The 15,336-nt window shown below is 30.5% G+C and carries 15 protein-coding genes and 1 pseudogene; all 16 read left to right on the forward strand.

The genetic code is table 11. The features are described 5' to 3' along the window. Positions 1 to 36: 36 nt before the first annotated feature. The gene (rlmD, locus tag EF514_RS00665; RefSeq protein WP_127722788.1) at positions 37 to 1,368 is read left to right on the forward strand and encodes a 23S rRNA (uracil(1939)-C(5))-methyltransferase RlmD; all 1,332 of its coding nucleotides are present in this window, start codon (positions 37 to 39) and stop codon (positions 1,366 to 1,368) included. 229 nt (positions 1,369 to 1,597) lie between these two features. Then, entirely contained in the window at positions 1,598 to 2,371 is a 774-nt protein-coding gene (locus EF514_RS00670) for a replication initiator protein A (RefSeq protein WP_127722790.1), read from the forward strand. Beyond that, entirely contained in the window at positions 2,368 to 3,195 is an 828-nt protein-coding gene (locus tag EF514_RS00675) for an ATP-binding protein (RefSeq protein WP_127722792.1), read from the forward strand. Before EF514_RS00670 ends, EF514_RS00675 begins: the two co-directional genes overlap by 4 nt. Further along, positions 3,188 to 3,673 carry a PcfB family protein gene (locus tag EF514_RS00680; RefSeq protein WP_000606600.1) on the forward strand — a complete coding sequence of 162 codons (486 nt, stop codon included), beginning with the start codon at positions 3,188 to 3,190 and terminating at the stop codon, positions 3,671 to 3,673. The genes EF514_RS00675 and EF514_RS00680 overlap by 8 nt, the downstream gene beginning before the upstream one ends. Continuing rightward, the gene (locus EF514_RS00685; protein ID WP_127722794.1) at positions 3,670 to 4,404 is read left to right on the forward strand and encodes a BRO family protein; all 735 of its coding nucleotides are present in this window, start codon (positions 3,670 to 3,672) and stop codon (positions 4,402 to 4,404) included. Before EF514_RS00680 ends, EF514_RS00685 begins: the two co-directional genes overlap by 4 nt. Continuing rightward, a complete protein-coding gene (locus EF514_RS00690; RefSeq protein ID WP_127722796.1) occupies positions 4,397 to 6,193 on the forward strand; it encodes a VirD4-like conjugal transfer protein, CD1115 family in 1,797 nt (598 codons plus the stop codon). The genes EF514_RS00685 and EF514_RS00690 overlap by 8 nt, the downstream gene beginning before the upstream one ends. 18 nt (positions 6,194 to 6,211) lie before the next feature. Continuing rightward, positions 6,212 to 6,487, forward strand: coding sequence for a hypothetical protein (locus EF514_RS00695; RefSeq protein WP_127722798.1), 276 nt, complete (start codon positions 6,212 to 6,214; stop codon positions 6,485 to 6,487). A gap of 40 nt (positions 6,488 to 6,527) precedes the next feature. Continuing rightward, positions 6,528 to 6,901, forward strand: a pseudogene (locus tag EF514_RS10885) (VirD4-like conjugal transfer protein, CD1115 family); the annotation flags it as partial. A gap of 67 nt (positions 6,902 to 6,968) precedes the next feature. Then, positions 6,969 to 8,120: a hypothetical protein gene (locus EF514_RS00705; RefSeq protein WP_127722800.1), complete on the forward strand. Its 1,152-nt coding sequence runs from the start codon at positions 6,969 to 6,971 to the stop codon at positions 8,118 to 8,120. A 185-nt stretch (positions 8,121 to 8,305) separates the two neighbouring features. Continuing rightward, positions 8,306 to 8,620 (forward strand): single-stranded DNA-binding protein, encoded by a 315-nt coding sequence (locus tag EF514_RS00710; RefSeq protein ID WP_127722802.1) that lies wholly within the window; start codon positions 8,306 to 8,308, stop codon positions 8,618 to 8,620. A 1-nt stretch (position 8,621) separates the two neighbouring features. Further along, positions 8,622 to 8,837 carry a Maff2 family mobile element protein gene (locus EF514_RS00715; protein WP_012797151.1) on the forward strand — a complete coding sequence of 72 codons (216 nt, stop codon included), beginning with the start codon at positions 8,622 to 8,624 and terminating at the stop codon, positions 8,835 to 8,837. A gap of 10 nt (positions 8,838 to 8,847) precedes the next feature. Continuing rightward, on the forward strand, positions 8,848 to 9,711 hold the full coding sequence (locus tag EF514_RS00720) for a VirB6/TrbL-like conjugal transfer protein, CD1112 family (RefSeq protein WP_127722804.1): 864 nt from the start codon (positions 8,848 to 8,850) through the stop codon (positions 9,709 to 9,711). Positions 9,712 to 9,720: 9 nt separating this feature from the next. Then, on the forward strand, positions 9,721 to 10,011 hold the full coding sequence (locus tag EF514_RS00725; protein ID WP_127722806.1) for a hypothetical protein: 291 nt from the start codon (positions 9,721 to 9,723) through the stop codon (positions 10,009 to 10,011). 1 nt (position 10,012) lies between these two features. Beyond that, on the forward strand, positions 10,013 to 10,423 hold the full coding sequence (locus EF514_RS00730) for a PrgI family protein (RefSeq protein WP_127722808.1): 411 nt from the start codon (positions 10,013 to 10,015) through the stop codon (positions 10,421 to 10,423). Then, the gene (locus EF514_RS00735) at positions 10,314 to 12,737 is read left to right on the forward strand and encodes a VirB4-like conjugal transfer ATPase, CD1110 family (protein ID WP_127722810.1); all 2,424 of its coding nucleotides are present in this window, start codon (positions 10,314 to 10,316) and stop codon (positions 12,735 to 12,737) included. The genes EF514_RS00730 and EF514_RS00735 overlap by 110 nt, the downstream gene beginning before the upstream one ends. A gap of 7 nt (positions 12,738 to 12,744) precedes the next feature. Further along, a complete protein-coding gene (locus EF514_RS00740; RefSeq protein ID WP_127722812.1) occupies positions 12,745 to 15,324 on the forward strand; it encodes a C40 family peptidase in 2,580 nt (859 codons plus the stop codon). Positions 15,325 to 15,336: the final 12 nt, after the last annotated feature.

A 15,336-nucleotide genomic window follows, 5' to 3' on the forward strand; every position in this document is an offset into this window, starting at 1 on the left:
TAAGGTATAATGTATTTGAATTTTAAAGGAGATAATATGACAAATAATAAAGTAATAGTTGGAAAAGTTGAAAGTGTTAAATTTCCTAATAAAGCTGTAATTGATTATGAAGGGAATAAAATCGAATTTAAAGGGGGCATTCTCGGCCAGACAGTCGAAGTGAGAAAGGTGAGAAGAACTAAGGGAAAGCTTTTAGAAGTAATTGAAAAATCACCTTTGGAAACAGAAGATAACTGTATTCATTCTAAAGTATGCGGCGGTTGTACCTATCAAACATTAAACTATAGAGATGAAGTGGAATATAAGAAAAATTTAATTGAGGATTTATTTAAAAAAGAGGGAATTGAAGTTGAGAATTTTGAGTTTTTAGGTTCTCCACATTATCAACACTATAGGAACAAAATGGAGTATACTTTTTCAGATGAATACAAAGAAGGACCCTTGTCCCTAGGCTTGCATATGAAAAATAAATTCTATGAAGTGGTAAATACTATGGAATGTAACATAGTTCATGAGGACTTTAATATAATAAGAGCCTTTACTAGAGATTTCTTTGCAGAAAAATTGTTACCCTATAATAAAATGAGACGAACCGGAACGCTGAGACATCTTTTAATAAGAAGGTCATCACTAGGCGAAATTTTAATAAATATAGTTACAACTTCAACGGACTATGATTTTTCTAATTACTTTGAAGAACTTTTAAAGCTGAAACTGGAAGGCAGCATAGTGGGATTGTTGCAGACTAAAAATGACAGTCCGTCTGATGCCATAGTAGCCGAGGAAGTTAACTTGTACTACGGCAGAGACTATATCTATGAGGAAATATTGGGACTTAAATTTAAGGTAAGCGTATTTTCGTTTTTTCAAACTAATACTCAGTCGGCTGAAGTCCTATACTCTATGGCAAAGGAAATGCTTGGAGATTTAAATGACAAGGTTCTACTGGACCTTTATTCGGGAACAGGGACAATTACACAGATACTCGGTCAAGAGGCAAGAAGGGCAATTGGAATTGAAATTGTGGAAGAGTCAGTGGAAGCGGCTATAGAAAATGTAAAGTTAAACAATTTGGACAATGTAAAGTTTATTTGCGGAGATGTATTTCAAGTAGTAAAGGACTTGGAAATAAGACCTAACATAGTAGTTGTAGATCCTCCAAGAGAGGGAATTAATCCAAGGGCAATAGATAATATAATAAACTTTAACCCTGAGGAATTTCTCTATATTTCCTGTAATCCCATAACACTTGTGAGAGATTTAAAAGTATTTTTAAACTCAGGCTATAAACTAAAGGAAATAAAAGGTCTGGACCAATTCCCAAGAACCAACCATGTGGAAGCTATAGCGTTGATACAAAAGATGTAAATATAGAAATCCTGCATTTTAAGCAGTTTTATAAGCATTTTGTCTTCGATAAAGATGAAGAAGGATACGTCAAAAAGACCCAAAAAAACTACATGGACGTAAGAGTAGTTTTACAACTGGTATGAGGAGACACAAAGAAGAATATAATAAGATAAAACCCATTTTATACTTTCTACAAGAGTAGCTTAAATAAGGCTACTCTTTTTTAATTCAAAGAAAGGAGGTAGGGATGAATTTTGATTATTTTTATAATAGGCAATCTGAAATGTATAACTTCATTAGGTTACCTATGGTATTAATGGAAGATGAGATTTTTGAGAGCATTTCTATTGAAGCTAAAGTTTTGTATTCATATATGCTTAATCGAATGGGTCTTTCATATAAAAATGGATGGATAGATGAAGATGGAAAAGTCTTTATTTACTACACAATTGAAAGTATAAAAGATCAATTTAATTGTGCAAGTGAAAAAGCGAATAAATTAATATCTGAGCTTGATATTAAATCAGGAATAGGACTGATTGAAAAGAAAAGACAAGGACTGGGAAAGCCTAACAGAATTTATGTTAAAGACTTTATGAGCATATTTAATAATATGGAATTAAAAAATAAAGAAGTTCGAAAAACAAAATTCCAGAAGTTCGATAATCGAAATTCAAGAGATTCGAATATCGAAAGTCAAGATTTTCGAAAATCGGAAGGTAACTATAACAATATTAATAATAATGAGTTAAGAAATAATGATTTTAGTAAGGAACAAAAGCCTTATGGAATATATAAAAACATATTTTTGACTGATGAAGAATACAAGGACTTAACAAATGAGTTAGGAAGCAGAATTAGTGAATATATTGATAGGCTCTCGTCCTATATGAAAGCAAATAACAGAGATTATCAAGATCACAAGGCAACGATAATCAATTGGTATCTTAATGATCAGGCGAAAAACATTAATGATAATACAACAAGAAAAATGAATTACGATATAGGAGAGAGTTTATGAAGAACTTAAAAGATTTTGTATTAAGAGAAAATGATATTGAAAGAAATGGACATATTTATTGCAAGGTATGTGGTAAAAGAGTCGATGGAGAATTACTTGACCTTGGATTTACAAAGTTTATTCCCAGAATTAAATGTGAATGTGAAATAAAAAGAGATAAGGAAAATGAAGAAAGAGAAAGACTAATGAAAATATCGTCATTGAAAAGAGATTGCTTTTCGTCGCCGCTCCAACACCAATATAATTTTGAGAAATACTTAAATGAAAAAGGTCAAGCTTATAAAGTTGCTTATAATTATGCCAAAAGCTTTGAGCAAATGAAGGAAGACAATGTTGGACTGTTATTTTATGGAGATGTTGGTAGTGGAAAGACTTATCTTGCTTGTTCAATTGCAAATGAATTAATCGAAAGAAAGCAAGTTAAAGTTAAGATTATGAATTTATCTCAGGTTATAAACCAAATACAAAAATCGGCATTTAAGCTAGATTCAAATGAAATTATCAGTAACCTATCTAATATTCCATTGTTAATATTAGATGATCTTGGAATTGAGAGGGATACATCTTATGCAAGAGAACAAGTATATAACATTATAAACTCAAGATACTTAAAGGGTAGGCCGACAATTTTTACTACAAACTTATCATTGGAAATTATTCAAAATCCTAATATTGAACTTGAGTATCAGAGGATATATTCAAGAATACTTGAAATGACAATACCAGTTAAAGTTACGGGAGAAGATTTTAGAAGAAAAATCCATCAAGAGAAGTTAAGAAAATACAAAGAGTTACTTTTATATGGAGGTGGAATAGATGATTAATGAAGAAGTATCCAGGTCAAGTCTTAATCTTGAAGTAAGGCTTGCAAAAGCAACAAGTAAAGCAATTCTTGATGCCTTAAAGAAAGTACACAAGCAAATAGAGGAACAAGGAGGCTTGAAAAATGTAATAAAAAATAACGGAGAAGAAGTAAAGCTAAAGGATATGGTTAAAAAGGGACAGTTAGAAGAAATTAATCTAAAGGATCCTGAGTTAAAAGAATTAAAGAAAATTTTAAATAAACACGGAGTGAAGTTTTCTGTTATGAAAGATAAGGAAACTGGTAATCACTCTGTGTTTTTTCAATCTAAGGATATAAAGGTAATGGAACACGCCTTTAAAAAAGCAGTTAAGGCTTCTGAAAGAAAGGCCGATAGGAAAGATTCAATAACGAAGACTATAAATAAGTTTAAAGATATGGCTAAGGATACCATCAGTAAAGATAAAGTTAAAAATAAACATAAGGAGCAAAGCTTATGATAAGTAATTTAAAAACATTTGAAAATAAGAATTTTGGGAAACTCACTGTTATAGAAAAAGACGGTGAGTTTTTCTTTATAGCAAATGAAGTAGCAACTATGTTAGGATATGTTAATCCAAGAAAAGCTATTTATGACCATGTAGATGAAGAAGATAAGGGTGTAACGAAATGGAACACCCTTGGAGGAATACAGAATATTTCAATAATTAATGAGTCAGGATTGTATTCACTTATCCTCTCATCAAAACTACCACAAGCAAAAATATTCAAAGCTTGGGTAACTAGAGAAGTCTTACCAAGTATTAGAAAAAATGGAGGATATATAGCGGGGCAAGAAAAGAAAACTAACGAAGAGCTACTTGCAGATGCAATTCTTGTAGCCAATAGAATTATTGCCGAAAGAGAAGAAGAAATTGAAGTATTAAGACCAAAGGCAGACTATTATGACAAATTAGTAGATTATAACTTACTTACAAACTTTAGAAACACTGCTAAAGAGTTAGGAATACCACAAAATCAATTTATAAGTTTTTTAATGGATAAAGGATTAATTTATAGAGATAAGAAAAAGAAACTCTTACCTTATGCAGATAAGAACAAGGGATATTTTGAAGTAAAGGAATGGGTTGATCCACTAGGTACACTTGTAGGAATACAAACTTTTATAACACCAAAGGGAAGACACTACCTACTAATATTATTAGATAGCGAAGGTTTCTACAATGAATAAGGTATTAGAAGCCATTCTTTCTGATATTAAAAACTTAATTAAAATAGACAACCCAAAGAAATTTATATTATCAAACATTCCCTATCTATCATTCTTCTATATTGGAAATATCTTTTCTAAGCACATCAATTCTTATGTAGGAGGAGATATTATTGATAGAATAATGGTGGGAATTTCTGATATAGGAACTTTATCTTATATACCAAGCCTTAATCCAAGGGACTTGTTAGTAGGTATTTCAGTTGCTGGTCTTGTTAAGCTAATTGTTTATAGTAAAGGTAAAAATAAAAAGAAATATAGGCAAGGTAAAGAATATGGATCTGCAAGATGGGGAGAAAGTAATGATATTGCTCCATATATTGACCCTAAGTTTGAAAACAATGTTCTCATAACTAATACTGAAAGACTTACAATGAACTCAAGACCTAAAAACCCTAAATATGCTAGAAATAAAAATGTATTAGTAATAGGTGGTTCTGGATCAGGTAAAACAAGATTTTATGTGAAGCCAAACCTAATGCAAATGCACTCTTCCTATGTAGTAACAGACCCTAAAGGCACGCTTGTGTTAGAGTGCGGGAAAATGCTTTATGATAATGGATATGACATAAAGATTTTAAACACAATAAACTTTAAAAAATCTATGAAATACAATCCCTTTGCATATCTTCGATCAGAAAAAGATATTTTAAAGCTTGTTCAAACAATTATTGCCAACACCAAGGGAGATGGAGAAAAGGCAGGAGAAGATTTCTGGGTAAAGGCTGAAAAGTTATATTACACTGCCCTTATCGGATATATCTATTATGAAGCCCCAGAAGAAGAAAAGAACTTTAAGACACTTTTAGATATGATTGACGCAAGTGAGGTTAGAGAAGATGACGAAACCTATATGAACCCAATTGATAGGCTCTTTGAAGCTCTTGAAAAGAAAGACCCAAGTCATTTTGCAGTTAAGCAATATAAGAAATATAAGCTGGCAGCAGGAAAAACTGCAAAGTCAATTTTAATATCATGTGGAGCAAGACTTGCACCTTTTGATATAAGAGAGCTTAGAGAACTAATGAGCGAAGATGAATTAGAACTCGATAAAATTGGAGATAGGAAAACTGCTCTATTCGTAATAATATCAGATACTGACGATACCTTTAACTTTGTAGTTTCAATAATGTATTCCCAATTATTTAATCTACTATGTGATAAGGCAGATGATGTGTATGGAGGAAGACTTCCAGTTCATGTTAGGTGTCTACTTGATGAGTTTGCAAATATTGGTTTGATTCCTAAATTTGAAAAACTGATTGCAACCATTCGTTCAAGAGAAATATCAGCAAGTATAATACTGCAAGCACAATCTCAATTAAAAGCAATTTACAAAGACCATGCAGATACAATAGTTGGTAACTGTGACTCAACACTCTTTCTAGGAGGAAAAGAAAAAACAACAGTAAAAGAACTATCAGAAACCTTAGGAAAAGAAACCATAGACCTATATAACACATCAGAAACAAGATCAAATCAAAAATCTTTTGGTCTAAATTACCAAAAAACTGGCAAGGAACTTATGAGCCAAGATGAAATAACTGTAATGGATGGTGGTAAGTGTATATACCAACTAAGAGGAGTAAGACCTTTCTTATCTGATAAATTTGATATTACAAAGCATAAGAATTACAAATTGTTGGAAGATTATGATAAGAAAAACTTGTTTGATGTAGAAGAGTATTTAACAAATAGAGATAAGGTAAAGTTAAAATCAAGTTATAAAATAAATAGGTTAAACATTTGATTTTACGGAGAAAGCAAAATGTGTGAAAATAGAAAATCATCTTTAATTATATTAAATATAAATGGGGAGCAGTTTATTTTAGAAAGTGATACAGAACTCACTATGAATAAGAAAAATTTTATTGAATCAATATGTGAGACAATGTACGATGAAAGCAATGAATGGTATGAAGATATATACGATATGTCCGCATATGATATTGCTGAGCTATTTGAAAAAATAGTAAAGGACGAAGTAGGAATAACTGTTACATTTAAAGCGATAGACCTTGAAGTATCGATTTTAGAAGACTAGAAATAAGGTATTAATAGGCGATAGAAATTAAAAACTCTAAAAAGAAAAATCAGCAAATATAATATTTCAACACAATCTCAATTAAAAGTAATTTATAAAGAACATTCAGATACAATAGAACTATATAACACATCAGAAACAAGATTAAACCAAAAGTCTTTTGATCTAAATTACCAAAAAACTGGTAAAGAACTTATGAGCCAAGATGAAATAATTGTAATGGATGATGGTAAGTACATATATCAACTAAGAGGAGTAAGACACTTTTTATCTGATTAATTTGATATTACTAAGTATATGAATTACAAGTTGTTGGAAGATTATGAAAAGAAAAATTTATTTGATGTAGAGGACTTTTTAAAAAATAATTATAAGATAAAATTAAATAGAAATAATTTGATTACAAGATTATGATTGGGTGCTAGCATTAAAGAATTTTTGCTATAATATTTATAAACAGTACTACGGAGGTTAATATATTATGTCTTTTGATAATAAGGAAAAATTTAAAAATGAGATTAAAAAGCTATTTGATTCAATATATGATTTAAATAATCAAGATTTTCCTGAAGAATTCAAGTTTTTACAACTTAATGAACAAGATTTGCTTAAAAGCAAAAAAAGAAATAGCAAATGCAATTATGTAAACTGTAATGAAAGAGCCATAGGATCCCATTCGTATTCTCGAGATTTTTTAAATTCTATTACTCAATATGATGATGAAATATTTTGTTTAAATTTGGATAATATGTATAGAAATATGTACATTAATAGAGAAGATTTTCCATTAAATAAAAAACATATAAATAATGCTGGTGTGGAAAATTTATTTTGTTCTAAGCATGATAATGAAGTTTTTGAAAGAATAGAAAATTTGAGATTTAAAACAGATTTGGATACCTATTTGTATCTATATGGATATAGGTTTTTTATTTTTGAGTACTATCACGAGAATATGACCAAAAAAGAATTACAACCAAAAATATATGAGAATAAGAGCTATTCGAAACAAATCAATAAAGAGCTACAAGAAAAATATTTGTCCGACAAAGAATATATTATAGATTCCCTAGATAATTTATATAACAAAAGTAATTTTGACGAGGTAAAGAAAATTTATGATAAAATTTTTTGTGATAATTCATTACCAACGTGTAAAGAATTTTCTGAAAATTTCATATTAAAGAAGTTTAAACTTAAAGGTGAAATTAATTTTTTTGCCAATGGTTCTATGGCATATAAAAATGACGATTCAGATATAAATAGCCATTTGCCGTCTGTTTATGCGATTGTCCCTGATAGAGAATACCAATACTCATATTTTACAATAATAACACCTAAGCAGGAAGAAGATTCTATGAAAATAGTGTTTGATGAATTTGATAAGTTATATCATAAATATATCAAGGAAGATAATAAAGAATTCTTAAAGTGTGTAATGCTTTTTATTTTAGATTGTAGTCAGAACATTTTTTTTGTTGAAAAGTTTTATAATAGGTTAACAAAGAATAATGATATTGATAACATTAAAAAAGTGTATTACTATTTAGCTCAAGCAAGATTGTTTAACGATATAAGTGCAGATTTAAAACAAATAGCATATGAGTATATTAGTAAAATCAATTTTATTTAGAAATTTTAGTTGGCGATAGAAATTAAAAACTCTATCGTCTTTTTTTATACTCAAAATTAGGAGGTTAAGATGGTAAGGATAAGAAGTCCCACTTAAAACAATTTAATATATAAGACATTTAGCGATTGAAATATAAGTTCATTCGCTTTTTTAATTGAAATTTTTAGATTAAGGAGAAGAAATTAATGGATAGAGAAATGATAAATATTAATGCAAATTTAGTTAAGGAAGCTGAATTTTCAGAATTTGAAAAAGATGGAGAAGATGTTCAAGTAGCAAATTTTGCTCTTGTTAAAAAATATGGAAAGGGCAAAGAATATACAAATTGCTCAGTATATGGAGGAAAGGTAGAAATTGTAAAAAAATTTGAAAAAGGAGATCTAATCCATGTCTTTGGATATTTCAAAGAAAACAAAAAAGGAGATAAGGTCTACAAGAATTTTATAGTTAAATCACTAAACAAAATAGAAAATAAAGAGAAAGAAAACGAGGAGGAATAATATGGAATTTTTTACAGCTGGAGTTGGAGTTTTAAAGACACTTGTAACTGCAATTGGTGCAGGTTTAGGAGCATGGGGAGTTATTAACTTAATGGAAGGTTATGGTAATGATAACCCTGGTGCTAAATCTCAAGGTATTAAGCAGCTTATGGCTGGTGGAGGAATTGTACTAATCGGTATTAAATTAATTCCACTACTTGCGAATGTTTTAAATTAGGAGAAAGTCTATGTTTGGTATCTTTGACAAGCTAACTGAATTTTTTAAGGATATGCTACTCGGAGGTATCAAAGCAAATCTTGAGTCCATGTTCTTAGATATAAATGACAAGGTAGGAATTATTGCAACTGATGTTGGTAAAACACCAATGGGTTGGAATGGAGAAGTATATAACTTTATAAAAAACATTAATGACAATGTAATTGTTCCAATAGCAGGTCTTATCATAACAGCAGTATTATGTATTGAACTCATAAATATGGTTATGCAAAATAATAATATGCATGATACAGATACTTTTGAGTTTTTCAAATACATTATAAAGATGTTTATAGCAGTCTACCTTGCAAGCCATGCCTTTGAATTTTCAATGGCAGTCTTTGATGTGGCACAAAATCTTGTAAACAAAGCGGCAGGGGTAATCACTACTTCTGCCACTGTTTCAGGAGATCAAATAGTTGCAATGGTTGATGCATTAAAAGAAAAAGAGATAGGTGAGCTTTTAATGATACTAGTTGAAACGAGCCTTGTAAGGATTGCGATTCAAGGAATTTCACTAGTTATAACATTAATAGTATATGGGCGTATGTTTGAAATATATGTCTACTCATCAGTATCATCCATACCATTTGCGACTATGGGAAATAAAGAATGGGGTCAGATTGGAACAAATTATATCAAGGGACTTTTTGCCTTGGGACTACAAGGTTTGTTTTTGATGGTATGTTTAGGTATCTACACCGTTTTAATAAGAACGGTACAGATTACAGATATTCACGCAAGCTTGTTTAGTATATTAGGATATGCTCTACTACTTGGACTTATGATGTTTAAGAGTGGAACAGTTGCAAAAAGTATTATGAATACGCACTAGGAGGAATAAATGTTAAAAAAGAAAAATTGTGCTTTATTGGTACTTGGAATTTTATTGGGAGGAACTTATGAGATCTTAAAAGAGAAAAAAAGAAATGAAGAGATTAGAAACTTAAAGAGGAGAATAAATAGACTTGGAAGATGTCACAATGAATTTGTTATGTATCAAGGAGAATACAATGACAGAAATGAAGAAAAACAAGAAGAATTAGAAGAAAGAATTAGCTACCTAGAAGAAGAAATAATATCTAATTATGACCATATACTTGAACTTTCCAAAGAAGAAGTAGAGGGAGATTAAAATGGCATATGTACCAATACCAAAAGATTTGGACAAGATTAAAACAAAGGTTGCATTTAATTTAACTAAAAGACAACTTATAGGTTTTTCTGTGTCAGGACTAATTGGCATACCAACCTATTTATTTATGAAGAAATATCTACCTAATGATGTTTCAATTATTGTAATGTTAATAGTAACCCTGCCAATCTTTTTTATAACCTTATATGAAAAAGATACCTTAACTTTTGAAAAGTATTTTAAATTTTTCTATCTTCATAAGTTTTATCAACCAACTAAGAGAATAAGAAAGGAGGCATACCTTGAAGCAAAGAAAAAAGCAAATCAGCGACTTAAATCTAAGGGAAAAACAATTAAAAAAAGACCGAAAGGAAGTAAGAAGGCTAAAAACAAAGAAAGATCAAACAAATAGTCTTCTGAGTGTACTTTTAAAGAAAGAGAAAAAGAGATTTACTGTTGAGGATACAATTCCATATATAAGAATGTTACCAGAGGGCATTTGCCAGTTAGATGAAAAAAATTATTCAAAGACAATTTCATTTCAAGATATAAATTACCAGTTGGCATTGGAGGAAGATAGAGATTTAATCTTTAACCAATTTGCCAACTTTTTAAATTCTTTTGATCCAAGTGTCCACATTGAACTTTCGTATGTAAATCAATTAGGAAGAAATAAAGACCTACAAGATGCAATCAAAATTGCTGATAAGGGAGACTTCTATGACGATGTAAGAAAAGAGTTTAGGGATATGTTAAAGCTTCAACTTGCAAAGGGGAATAACGGACTTAAAAAGATGAAGTATATAACATTTACAATAGAAGCTGATAACCTAGAGCAAGCAAGAGCAAAGTTAAATAGACTTGAAGTAGATATTTTATCCAACTTTAAATCTATGGGAGTAAGAGCAGAAAGCCTTGATGGCGAAGAAAGACTAAGACTTGTTCACGATATGTTAAATCCAGACAAAAACTTTGATTTTTCATATAAAGATTTGAAGAAGAAAGAGTCTACAAAATCACATATAACTCCCAATATCTTTAATTTTGCACCAGCAAATAATTTTAAATTTGGGAAATTCATTGGAGCAGTAAGTCATTTTCAAATACTTGCAAGTGAGTTATCAGATAGAATGTTATCTGAGTTTTTAGATATTGATGACAATATTTATGTAGCTTTTCATATAGATGTAGTTGAACAAGCAGAAGCTATTAAACTCATTAAGAGAAAGAACACAGACCTGGACAGAATGAAAATCGAAGAACAAAAGAAAGCAGTTCGAGCAGGATATGATATGGATATTATTCCTTCAGATATAAATACTTTTGGGGCTGATGTTAAGTCCATGTTATCTGACTTACAAAATAGAGATGAAAGGCTCTTTGTAGTTACCATAGTAATGATGAATTTTGCTAGGACTAATCAAAAATTAGAAAACACCATTGCTCAAATATCATCAATTGCTAACAGACATAATTGTCAGGTAAAAAGATTATCTCATCAACAAGAACAAGGACTTGTTTCTGTCTTACCTCTAGGAGTTAATCAAGTCGAGATAAAAAGATTTTTAACTTCATCATCAACGGCAGTATTTATGCCTTTTACAACAGAAGAGCTATTTATTGATTCGGCAAATTCTTTGTACTATGGCTTAAATGCCCTTAGCCAAAACTTGATTATGGCAGATAGGAAGAAACTAAAGAACCCTAACGGATTAATTTTAGGTACACCAGGTTCTGGTAAATCTTTCTCGGCAAAGAGAGAGATGGCAAATGCAATTCTTGTTACAGATGATGATGTAATTATTTGTGATCCTGAAGGCGAGTATTCAAACCTTGTAAAGCAGTTTAATGGAGAAGTTATTAAAGTTTCAGCAAAGTCAAAGGACTATCTAAATCCGTTAGATATTAATATGAACTATGGAGATGGGGACGCACCTTTAAAAGATAAGGCAAACTTCATAATGTCTATGCTTGAACTTGTAGTAGGAGGATCTGGTCTTACTGCTGCAGAAAAATCTGTTATAGATAGGTGCTTACCAAAGATATATCAAAAATATTTTGAAGACCCAAAACCAGAAAATATGCCAATATTAGGAGATTTATACGATATGCTCCTATCTCAAGAAGAGGGAGTTGGTAGAAAACTAGCAACAGAAATGGAAATTTATGTTAAAGGAAGTCTTAATGTCTTTAATAATAGGTCAAATGTTGACCTAAATAGGCAACTGCTCTGCTTTGATATAAAAGAGCTAGGAACACAACTTAAAAAAATAGGTATGCTTGTAATTCAAGACCAGGTTTGGAATAAGGTTTCCCTAAATAGAGGAAGCAAGTCTACAAGATACTATATAGATGAGTTCCACCTTTTATTAAAAGATCCACAAACTGCTTCATATTCAGTAGAAATCTGGAAAAGATTTAGAAAATGGGGAGGTATTCCAACAGGTATAACTCAAAACGTAAAAGACCTTTTAACAAGTCAGGAAATTGAAAATATCTTTGATAATACAGACTTTGTTCTAATGTTAAATCAAGCATCTGGGGATAGAGATATTCTTGCTAAGAAATTAAAAATATCGCCTTATCAGTTAAACTATATTACTAATTCAAATGCAGGTGAGGGACTCTTATTCTTCGGAAATACTATTGTTCCATTTATTGATAAATTCCCTAAAGACACCATGCTATATAAGTTAATGACAACTAAACCAGAAGAAGCTAAGTAGGTGTGATATGGATAAAAAACTAAAAAAAGATTTTCAAAAGAAAATTATACGAAATAGGGACGCTCCTGAAAAGAATATGGATAGTAAACTTGTTCATTCAGATGATTATACCAATAAGATTATTAAGACTAAGGATAGGTTCGGAGATAAAATTTCAGAAAAAGAATCTAAACTTATTCATGAGAATGTATTAGCTAAAGAGCAAAAACAAGATAAATTAAAAGATTTTCAGAAGTCTAAAAACAAGGAAAGAATCAGAAAAGAAGTTTTAGAAAATAAGGATAAGGCTGGAGAAACAAAACAAGCTAATCTTGAAATAAGGACAGATGAAAGCTTTAAACTTGATGAAGACTTAGATGTAGACTTTAAAAAGGTGAATTTTGATAGTGAAAACAGTAGAAATATTAATTCTAATAAATTAACAACAGATGATATTTCAGCTAAGGCTCAACCAATAAGCAATAAGAAGACATCAAGTAAAAGACAAGTTCTCAAAAATTATGAGGATAAACTTATCCATAGTAAGGATAAATTCCAAGATAAAATTAACGAGAAAGAGTCTAAGCGAATCCAGACAAGTGAAGACAAACCTATTGAAGCAAAGAAGAGCAAGAGAATATATAGAAAAGATAAGTTTGTTAAAGATGAAGTAAGTAAGAACGAGAGTAATACTAGTATCGATAAAAAGCAAAAGCAGAAGCTTTATCAGGAAAAGAAGTTTAGAGATAAGGAAAAAATTTCTAAAGAGATAGATAAAGAAAATAAGCTAAGCGAAGTTGATACAGATAAGACTTTTGATAATTCGAAGGTTAACGACAATAGTCAAGAATTCATAAAGGATGAAAAAGAAACATGTCTTAAACCTTCAGAACAAAAGAAAGTTAATAAAAAGAAGACTTACTATAAGAGAAAAAATTATGAAAGTGATAAATTTACTCGAAAGAAGATTGATGACTTAAAAGATGAATCTAAGAAAGTTACAACGAAAGATTCTAAGAAGGCACAAGATGTTAAAGACTTTATCTCAGATAAAAAGATTGGAGAATTTGAAAAGTCTAAAAGCAAGTTAAAGGATAATATTTTAAAGAATAAAACTAAAGGAAGTCTATCTTCTGGGGTTTTATTATCTGGAGCTAAGTCTTCAGAGTTAGTGAGAGATTATTTAAGTTCAGGGTCTGATAATACTGGTGTAGAATCTGGAGAAAAGGTCGCTAATGTAAGCTCTAAGCTTCAGCATGGAATAAGGAAGTATAAGCTAGACAAAAAGAAAAAGTCCTTAAAAAAGCTATCTAAACTTGATAAGAAAATAAAAAAGAGAAAAAGCAAGTTGGAGTTTAAGAGCGGCTTGGAAGATCTAAAAAAGTCAGACTCCTATATAAAGAAAAATAGATTTAAGAAGTTTTACCAAAGAAAGCAAATGAAGAGCATGATAGCTAAAAAGCACGAAACAAGACTGGTAGATAGAGTTAAAAAAGCTATTTTAAGTTTAGGTAAGGCTTCTAAAGAGCTAATCGTAAGAAAAAGTAAGATGATCTTATTTCTAGTAATAGGACTAGGTCTTATGCTATCAATCATGATTGGTGGTGGAAGTGTCGGTATGAGTGGATTAAGTAACTCTGTTAACTCAGTAATGACAACAACATACCTATCACAAGATACAGTTCTAAGTGAAGTTAATCAAGAATTTTCATCAATGGAATATGACCTACAATCACAAATCGAAAGTGTAAAAACAAGTCACCCTGGATATGACGAATATATCATAAACAAAGAAGGAGAAATTGGTCATAATACCCATGAGCTTTTATCCTATATAACTTCAAGATGCGGAGAAGTAAAATCAGCGTCTGAAGTAAAAGGAATTTTAAAAGAACTTTTCGATAAGATGTATAAGCTTGATTTTAAGGAAGAAATTGAAATTATAACAAGAACAGTAGCAAGAACAAGATATGATAGTCGTGGCAATCCTTATACTAGCTATGAAAAAGAAGAGTACGAATATAAAAAGTTAATTGTAACTTTAAAGAAAAAAGAAATGGATGAAGTTGTTAGGGAAATATTTAAAGATTATCCAGACAATGTAGTTCATTATGAAGCTCTTCTTGAAGCTAAGGGAAATATGGGAGATGTTTTTGGAGCAGGTAACGGGGACTTAGGGGAAATAGTAGATAATCCAAATTTTGGAAATCCTGGTCTTGCTTTTGATTCAGCTACTGCAAAAGCCTTATTTAATGAAGCAGAAAAACATATAGGCAAAAGATATGTGTTTGGAGCAAGTGGACCATCTAACTTTGACTGCTCAGGATTTGTATGTTGGTCATTTACAAAGTCTGGTGTAAAGAATATGCCAAGAACAACTGCATGGAGAATATACAAAGACTATTGTAATCCAGTAAGTCCAAGTGAAGCTCAACCTGGTGATATTATATTTTTCCACTCAACATATAACAGTGGAACTCCAATATCTCACGTAGGAATATACGCAGGTAACGGAATGATGATTCACGCAGGAGATCCAATTCAATACACATCAATAAATTCAAAATATTGGAAATCACACTTTTATGGTTTTGGAAGACCAAGATAGAAGGGAGATATT

The organism is Anaerosphaera multitolerans (assembly GCF_004006535.1).
Classification (GTDB): Bacteria; Bacillota; Clostridia; order Tissierellales; family Peptoniphilaceae; genus Anaerosphaera; species Anaerosphaera multitolerans.

Bases quoted from the DNA above. Each gene is read 5' to 3' on its own strand.
- rlmD (WP_127722788.1), top strand. From the start codon at position 37: ATGACAAATAATAAAGTAATAGTTGGAAAAGTTGAAAGTGTTAAATTT.
- EF514_RS00670 (WP_127722790.1), top strand. From the start codon at position 1,598: ATGAATTTTGATTATTTTTATAATAGGCAATCTGAAATGTATAACTTC.
- EF514_RS00675 (WP_127722792.1), top strand. From the start codon at position 2,368: ATGAAGAACTTAAAAGATTTTGTATTAAGAGAAAATGATATTGAAAGA.
- EF514_RS00680 (WP_000606600.1), top strand. From the start codon at position 3,188: ATGATTAATGAAGAAGTATCCAGGTCAAGTCTTAATCTTGAAGTAAGG.
- EF514_RS00685 (WP_127722794.1), top strand. From the start codon at position 3,670: ATGATAAGTAATTTAAAAACATTTGAAAATAAGAATTTTGGGAAACTC.
- EF514_RS00690 (WP_127722796.1), top strand. From the start codon at position 4,397: ATGAATAAGGTATTAGAAGCCATTCTTTCTGATATTAAAAACTTAATT.
- EF514_RS00695 (WP_127722798.1), top strand. From the start codon at position 6,212: ATGTGTGAAAATAGAAAATCATCTTTAATTATATTAAATATAAATGGG.
- EF514_RS00705 (WP_127722800.1), top strand. From the start codon at position 6,969: ATGTCTTTTGATAATAAGGAAAAATTTAAAAATGAGATTAAAAAGCTA.
- EF514_RS00710 (WP_127722802.1), top strand. From the start codon at position 8,306: ATGGATAGAGAAATGATAAATATTAATGCAAATTTAGTTAAGGAAGCT.
- EF514_RS00715 (WP_012797151.1), top strand. From the start codon at position 8,622: ATGGAATTTTTTACAGCTGGAGTTGGAGTTTTAAAGACACTTGTAACT.
- EF514_RS00720 (WP_127722804.1), top strand. From the start codon at position 8,848: ATGTTTGGTATCTTTGACAAGCTAACTGAATTTTTTAAGGATATGCTA.
- EF514_RS00725 (WP_127722806.1), top strand. From the start codon at position 9,721: ATGTTAAAAAAGAAAAATTGTGCTTTATTGGTACTTGGAATTTTATTG.
- EF514_RS00730 (WP_127722808.1), top strand. From the start codon at position 10,013: ATGGCATATGTACCAATACCAAAAGATTTGGACAAGATTAAAACAAAG.
- EF514_RS00740 (WP_127722812.1), top strand. From the start codon at position 12,745: ATGGATAAAAAACTAAAAAAAGATTTTCAAAAGAAAATTATACGAAAT.